The following is a 6,529-nucleotide window of genomic DNA, read 5'->3' on the forward strand; positions in this document are numbered from 1 at the left end:
GGGGGGGGGTCGGCGCCGCCGCGCCGCGCGCCCCGCCCCCCCCCCCCCCCCCCCCCCCCGCCCGCCCCGCCCCCCCCCCCCCCCCCCCCCCCCCCCCCGCGAAAAGGCCGGTACAGGCAGTACAAAATCTCAGTCCAAACCCCGCGGCAGGTACAAGGTCACCCGCAACCCGCCCTCACGCAGGTTCAGCAAGCTCACCTCGCCACCATGGCTATGGGCGATATTGCGCGCAATCCCCAACCCCAGCCCATACCCTTGCTGCTGCCCGGCCAGGCGAAAATGCGGCTCGAACACCTGCTCCAGTTGCTGCTGCGGCACCCCCGGTCCCTGGTCATCCACCTGCAGCACAAAGCCCTCGGCACTGTCGATGATGCGCAGCCGCGCCCGCTCGCCGTACTTGATGGCATTGTCGATCAGGTTGCCGATGCAGCGCCGCAGCGCCAACGGCTTGCCCGGGTACGGTGCCAGCGCCCGGCCATCGACAGCGATGCGACCATCACCCAAGTAAGGCTCAGCCAGGATCTCCAGCACCTGGTTGAGGTCGACCGGCTCGATGTTTTCGTGGATATCGGTGTCCTTCACGCACTGCAACGCGCCTTTGACCAGCAGTTCCAGCTCGTCCAGGTCCTGGCTGAACTTGGCCTGCAGGCGTTCGTCTTCCAGCAGTTCGACACGCAGGCGCAACCGGGTGATCGGTGTGCGCAAGTCGTGGGAAATGGCGCTGAACAGCTGGCTGCGTTCGGTCAGGTAGCGGCTGATGCGCTCGCGCATGCTATTGAAAGCCCGGCTGACCTCAACCACTTCGCTGCCGCCAGCTTCCGCCAGCGGCGCCACATCGGCACCCAGCGACATCTCCCGCGCAGCCCGCGCCAGGCGCTTGAGTGGCCAGCTCTGCCAGTGCACCAGCAAACCGATGAACAACAGCAGCAAGGCGGTGGTGAGCACGATGAAACCGATCTGCTGGCGGGGCAGGCGTTCGGCCTCAAGGCTGGTGTAAGGCTCGGGCAGCAGCGAAGCGATGTACAGCCACTCGCCCTCGCCCAGGCGGATTTGCGTTACCAGCACCGGCGGGTTCAGCGGCTCCAGGGTCAGTGAGTAATGCGCCCAGGAGCGTGGCAGCTCGTCGAGTTTCAGGCCACTGTTGAAAATGCGCAGGTCGTCAGGGCTGACGAACTCTACGGAAATCTCCATCTGCGACCCCAGGCGCTCGTGCAGCACCTGCTGGAACACATCGATCACCGCCTGCTTGCGCGAGGTGACGGGCAGTACCTGCATGTCCAGCGGCGTGGCGTTGAGCGACACGAAAAAGCGCGTGCCACCCATGCTGCGCAACTGGTCGAGCACCAGCGGCCGGTAAGCCACCGGCAGCGAGCGGAAGTAGCTGACGCTTGCGCTCATCGAATGGGCCAGGCTGCTGGCACTGGCACGCAGCCCCTGCAACTGGCTGGCGCGCAGTTGAGAAACCCAGATGATGCTGGACAAGCCCTGGGCCAGCAGTACCACCAGCAGGGTCAGCAGCAGCATGCGCCCCAGCAACGAGCGCGGCAGCAGGCGCCAATGGCGCTCAGGGCGCACTGCAGACATGCGCCGCCAACAGATAGCCACTGCCGCGCACGGTGCGGATCAGCCGGGGTGGTTTGTCGGTGTCACGCAGGCGCTGGCGAAGGCGGCTGACGCCCATGTCGACGATGCGGTCCAAAGGCATCGGCTCGCGGCCGCGGGTGGCGTTGCCGATGGTGTCACGGTCAAGAATCTGCTGCGGGTGGTCGAGGAACAGTTTGAGCAGGGCGAAATCGGCACCAGACAGCACCACCTCTTCGCCATCACGGTGGAACAGCCGGTGACTGACCGTGTCCAGGCGCCAGTCGTCGAAGGCCAGCACCGCATTGCCCGGCGCCGCCTGGCCAAATTCGGCGCGACGCAGCAGGGCCTTGATCCGCGCTTGCAGTTCACGCGGGCTGAAGGGTTTGCCCAGGTAGTCGTCGGCGCCCAGTTCCAGGCCGATGACCCGGTCGGCTTCGTCGGAACTGGCAGTGAGCATGATGATCGGCACGCGGGCCTGGCGCGGGTGCTGGCGGACCCAGCGGCACAGGCTGAAGCCGTCTTCGTCGGGTAGCATGACGTCGAGGATGACCAGGTCGCAGGGGGTGCTTTCCAGCGCGCGGCGAAAGCCTGCGCCATCGGCTTCGGCATGCACCTGGAAGCCGGAGCGGCTCAGGTAGGTTTGCAGCAGCTCGCGAATTTCCTGGTCGTCGTCGACCATCAGGATCGATTTGCCGGCAGTGCTCAAGGTGGTCCTTCCTCTTGTTGGTTACAGGTCTTTGTCGCCTGCTTTGGGGGGCGCTTCGCGCCCCCCCTTCAACTATCCGTGATCCAGCGCCTGCTGCAAGGCCACACCAGCGCCCAGCAACCCGGAAAACTCCGCTGTCACCAGCCACACCGGCACGCCAGCGAAATAACCACTCATGCAACCCTTGTCGGCAAAGCTTGTGGCAAACCCGCTGCGCAGGAACAGCTCGGCAAAGCGCGGAATCACCCCGCCGACAATATAGACCCCACCCCGCGCGCCCAGGGTGAGTACATTGTTACCAGCGACTCGCCCAAGGAACCGACAGAATTGCTCGACCACCGCCAGCGCCCTTGGCTCGCCGCCCAGCGCGGCATCGGTGATCTGCGCAGGTGAAGTGTGCCGGGGTGTGTCGCCATCCAGGGCACAGATGGCCTGATACAGCCGCACCAGGCCGCCACCACTGAGCACAGTCTCGGCACTGACATGGCCGATCTGACCATGAATCTGTTGGTGTATCGCTGCTTCACGGGCATTGCCCACGGGCAGGTCGACATGCCCGCCCTCCCCCGGCAAGGCCTGCCAGTGTTCTTCGCCCAGGCGCAGCAGCGAGCCCACCCCCAGGCCAGTGCCTGGCCCTATCACCAGCGCCGGCCGCAACGGGTCGGCCTGGCCGGGACAGACTTCACGAAACTCCCCTTCGCGCAGGCGGGTCATGCCTAGCGCCATGGCGGTGAAATCGTTGATCAGCAGCAGCCGCTCCACCTGCAAGGTCTTGCAGAAAGCCGTGCGGCTCAGCCGCCAATGGTTATTGGTAAAGCGGAACTCATCGCCATCGACCGGCCCGGCCACCGCCAGGCACACCGCCGCCAAGCCGCCGCGGGTGATGCCCTGGCCATGCAGGTAGGCCTCGATGGCCTGCTCCGGGCTGGTGTAGTCCACGGTGGCAAACACCTTTACCTCGTGCAGCTGGTTGTTACGCCACAACGCAAAACGGGCATTGGTGCCGCCAATGTCGCCAACCAGCAAGTCTTTCATTTGAGGTGCTCCAGGCCAGAGGTAAAGGCACTGGCGCCCTGCTCTGCCGGGCTGAACGCCATGCGCATGAAGCCGAAAAGCTCGCGCCCACAGCCCAGGTCGTTGCCCTGGGGTGCTGGCGGCAGGTCGCGGCTGGCCAGTTCTTCGGCCGACACCATCACCCGCAGCGTACCTTCGACACCATCGACCCGCACGATATCACCATCGCGCACCCGCGCCAGCGGGCCGCCGTCATACGCCTCGGGGCAAACATGGATGGCCGCCGGGATCTTGCCAGAGGCACCCGACATACGCCCGTCGGTAACCAGCGCTACCTTGAAGCCACGGTCCTGCAACACACCGAGGAACGGCGTGAGCTTGTGCAGTTCGGGCATGCCGTTGCAACGCGGGCCCTGGAAACGCACCACGGCGACAAAGTCACGCTCCAGCTCGCCGGCCTTGAACGCATCGGCCAACGACTGCTGGTCGTGGAATACCCGCGCCGGGGCCTCGACCACCTGATGCTCGGCGGCGACGGCAGAAACCTTCATCACGCCGCGGCCCAGGTTGCCTTCCATCACCCGCAGCCCGCCTTCGGCGGAGAATGGCCGTGCCACGGGGCGCAGGATGCTTTCGTCCAGGCTCTGCTGCGGCCCTTCACGCCACACCAGCTTGCCGTTGTCGAGGAACGGTTCCCGGGTATAGCGGCGCAGGCCATGGCCGGCCACAGTGTTGACGTCTTCGTGCAGCAGCCCGGCATCCAGCAGCTCGCGGATCAGGAAGGCCATGCCGCCAGCGGCCTGGAAGTGGTTGATGTCGGCCTTGCCGTTGGGGTACACGTGCGACAGGGTCGGCACCACTTCGGACAGGTCGGCCATGTCTTGCCAGGTGAGCTGGATACCGGCCGCCTGGGCAATTGCCGGGATGTGCAGAGTGTGGTTGGTCGAACCGCCCGTGGCGTGCAGGGCGACAATGGAGTTTACCAACGCCTTCTCGTCGACGATTTCGCCCAGCGGCATGAAGCTGCCGCTGGCCTTGGTCATGCGCGTGACCTGCTGCGCGGCCTCGGCGGTGAGCGCATCGCGCAGCGGCGTGTAAGGGTTGACGAACGAAGCGCCAGGCAGGTGCAGGCCCATCACTTCCATCACCAACTGGTTGGTGTTGGCGGTGCCGTAGAAGGTGCAGGTACCCGGGCTGTGATAGGAGTTCATCTCCGACTCCAGCAACTCTTCACGGCTGGCCTTGCCTTCGGCATAGCGCTGACGCACGTCGGCCTTCTGCTTGTTGGAGATGCCAGAAACCATTGGCCCGCCTGGCACGAAGATGGTCGGCAGGTGACCAAAGCGCAGCGCGCCCATCATCAGCCCCGGGACGATCTTGTCGCAGATACCCAGCATGAGCGCGGCGTCGAACATGTTGTGCGACAGCGCTACCGCGGTAGACATGGCAATCACTTCGCGGCTGGCGATGGCCAGTTCCATGCCCGGCTCGCCCTGGGTCACGCCATCGCACATGGCCGGCACGCCACCGGCGAACTGGCCGACCGAGCCGACCTCGCGCAGGGCCTGCTTGATCTGTTCGGGGAAGTGCAGGTACGGCTGGTGGGCAGACAGCATGTCGTTGTAGGCCGAGACGATGGCCACGTTGGCCGCATTCATCAGGCGCAGGGTCTGTTTGTCCTCGCTGCCGCAACCGGCCACGCCGTGGGCGAAGTTGGCGCATTGCAGGCTGGCGCGCATGGGGCCGTCACTGGCCGCGCCGCGAATCAGCTGCAGGTAGCGTTCGCGGGTGGCACGGCTGCGTTCGACCAGCCGCTGGGTGACCTCAAGGATGCGCGGATGCATGTACTGGACTCCAGGCTAATTGTAAGGGCGGTTTACCGGGCATTTCCCCTCCAAACGATTGCGGCCTAGGCTCAAGGTAAGGAGCCCGCTGCATCGGTGGAGGCACATCGCCCAACCACTCGTTGTATGTTTAAACAAAATACTGCCACTAAAAAGGCTTGTTTTCTATCAGCCAGTGAATAATCTTGTAATTCCAACAACAAAACCGTTTCAGTGAAGCTCCTTTTTGCCACAGGTTTCACTCGGACTGCCAGAGGTACTGCCATGACCCTACGCATCGCCATCAATGGATTCGGCCGCATCGGGCGCAATGTCCTGCGCGCACTGTATACCCAAGGCTATCGCCAGGACTTGCAGGTCGTCGCCATCAACGACCTGGGCGACAGCGCCATGAATGCCCACCTGCTCAAGTACGACAGCGTACACGGCACCTTCGACGCCACGGTCGAGGCCGACCACGAAAGCCTCACGGTCAATGGTGACCGTATTGCGGTCAGTGCCATCCGCAACCCGGCCGAGCTGCCCTGGAAGGCCGAGGCGATCGACGTGGTGTTCGAGTGCACCGGGCTGTTCACCGACCGCGCCAAGGCTGCCGCGCACCTGGCCGCAGGCGCTGGCAAGGTGATTGTCTCGGCACCGGCCAAGGGCGCCGATGCCACCGTGGTGTACGGGGTCAACCACGACATCCTGCGGGCCTCGCACCAGGTCATTTCCAACGCCTCCTGTACCACCAACTGCCTGGCGCCGATCGCCCAGGTGCTGCACCGCGAGTTCGGCATCGAACAAGGCCTGATGACCACCATTCACGCCTACACCAACGACCAGGTACTGACCGATGTGTACCACAGCGACCCGTACCGCGCGCGCTCGGCCACCCAGTCGATGATCCCGAGCAAGACCGGCGCCGCCGAAGCCGTGGGCCTGGTACTGCCCGAACTGGCCGGCAAGCTGACCGGCATGGCTGTGCGGGTACCGGTGATCAACGTGTCGCTGGTGGACCTCACCGTCAACCTCAAGCGCGAGGCCACCGCCGAGCAGGTCAACCAGCTGTTCCTTGAAGCCAGCAAGCACTCCAGGGTATTGGGCTACAACGCCTTGCCACTGGTTTCCTGCGATTTCAACCACAATCCGCTGTCGTCCATTTTCGATGCCAACCATACCCGGGCCAATGGGCGCATGCTCAAGGTGCTGGCCTGGTACGACAATGAGTGGGGGTTCAGCAACCGGATGCTGGATAACTGTTTGGCGCTGTGCCGCGCTGGCTGAGTTCGCCATGGCATTGATTGCGCCTGTGAGATCGAGCGCCGCCCGCGCGGCGCTTCGCGGGGCAAGTCGGATCGCCGCACCGCCGCTCCCACATTTGTTGCAACGTGGCCATGCC

5 protein-coding genes are annotated in these 6,529 nt (G+C 64.7%); 1 reads left to right on the forward strand and 4 read right to left on the reverse strand.

The genetic code is table 11. The annotated features are described in order from the left end of the window. Nucleotides 1-129 precede the first annotated feature (129 nt). The 4 genes from ACIQUI_RS24520 to edd form a co-directional block, all read right to left on the reverse strand. Nucleotides 130-1,584 carry an ATP-binding protein gene (locus ACIQUI_RS24520; protein ID WP_403203244.1) on the reverse strand — a complete coding sequence of 485 codons (1,455 nt, stop codon included), beginning with the start codon at nt 1,582-1,584 and terminating at the stop codon, nt 130-132. Then, the gene (gene gltR / locus ACIQUI_RS24525) at nt 1,565-2,290 is read right to left on the reverse strand and encodes a two-component system response regulator GltR (protein WP_403203245.1); all 726 of its coding nucleotides are present in this window, start codon (nt 2,288-2,290) and stop codon (nt 1,565-1,567) included. The genes ACIQUI_RS24520 and gltR overlap by 20 nt, the downstream gene beginning before the upstream one ends. Before the next feature lie 72 nt (nt 2,291-2,362). Then, on the reverse strand, nt 2,363-3,325 hold the full coding sequence (locus ACIQUI_RS24530) for a glucokinase (protein ID WP_403203246.1): 963 nt from the start codon (nt 3,323-3,325) through the stop codon (nt 2,363-2,365). Further along, a complete protein-coding gene (gene edd, locus ACIQUI_RS24535; protein ID WP_403203247.1) occupies nt 3,322-5,148 on the reverse strand; it encodes a phosphogluconate dehydratase in 1,827 nt (608 codons plus the stop codon). Before edd ends, ACIQUI_RS24530 begins: the two co-directional genes overlap by 4 nt. A 264-nt stretch (nt 5,149-5,412) precedes the next feature. Here edd and gap point away from each other — a divergent pair, with 264 nt between their 5' ends. Then, nucleotides 5,413-6,414 (forward strand): type I glyceraldehyde-3-phosphate dehydrogenase, encoded by a 1,002-nt coding sequence (gap, locus tag ACIQUI_RS24540; RefSeq protein WP_027609551.1) that lies wholly within the window; start codon nt 5,413-5,415, stop codon nt 6,412-6,414. Nucleotides 6,415-6,529 lie beyond the last annotated feature (115 nt).

The organism is Pseudomonas sp. NPDC090592, assembly GCF_044769185.1.
In the GTDB taxonomy this organism is placed as follows: domain Bacteria; phylum Pseudomonadota; class Gammaproteobacteria; order Pseudomonadales; family Pseudomonadaceae; genus Aquipseudomonas.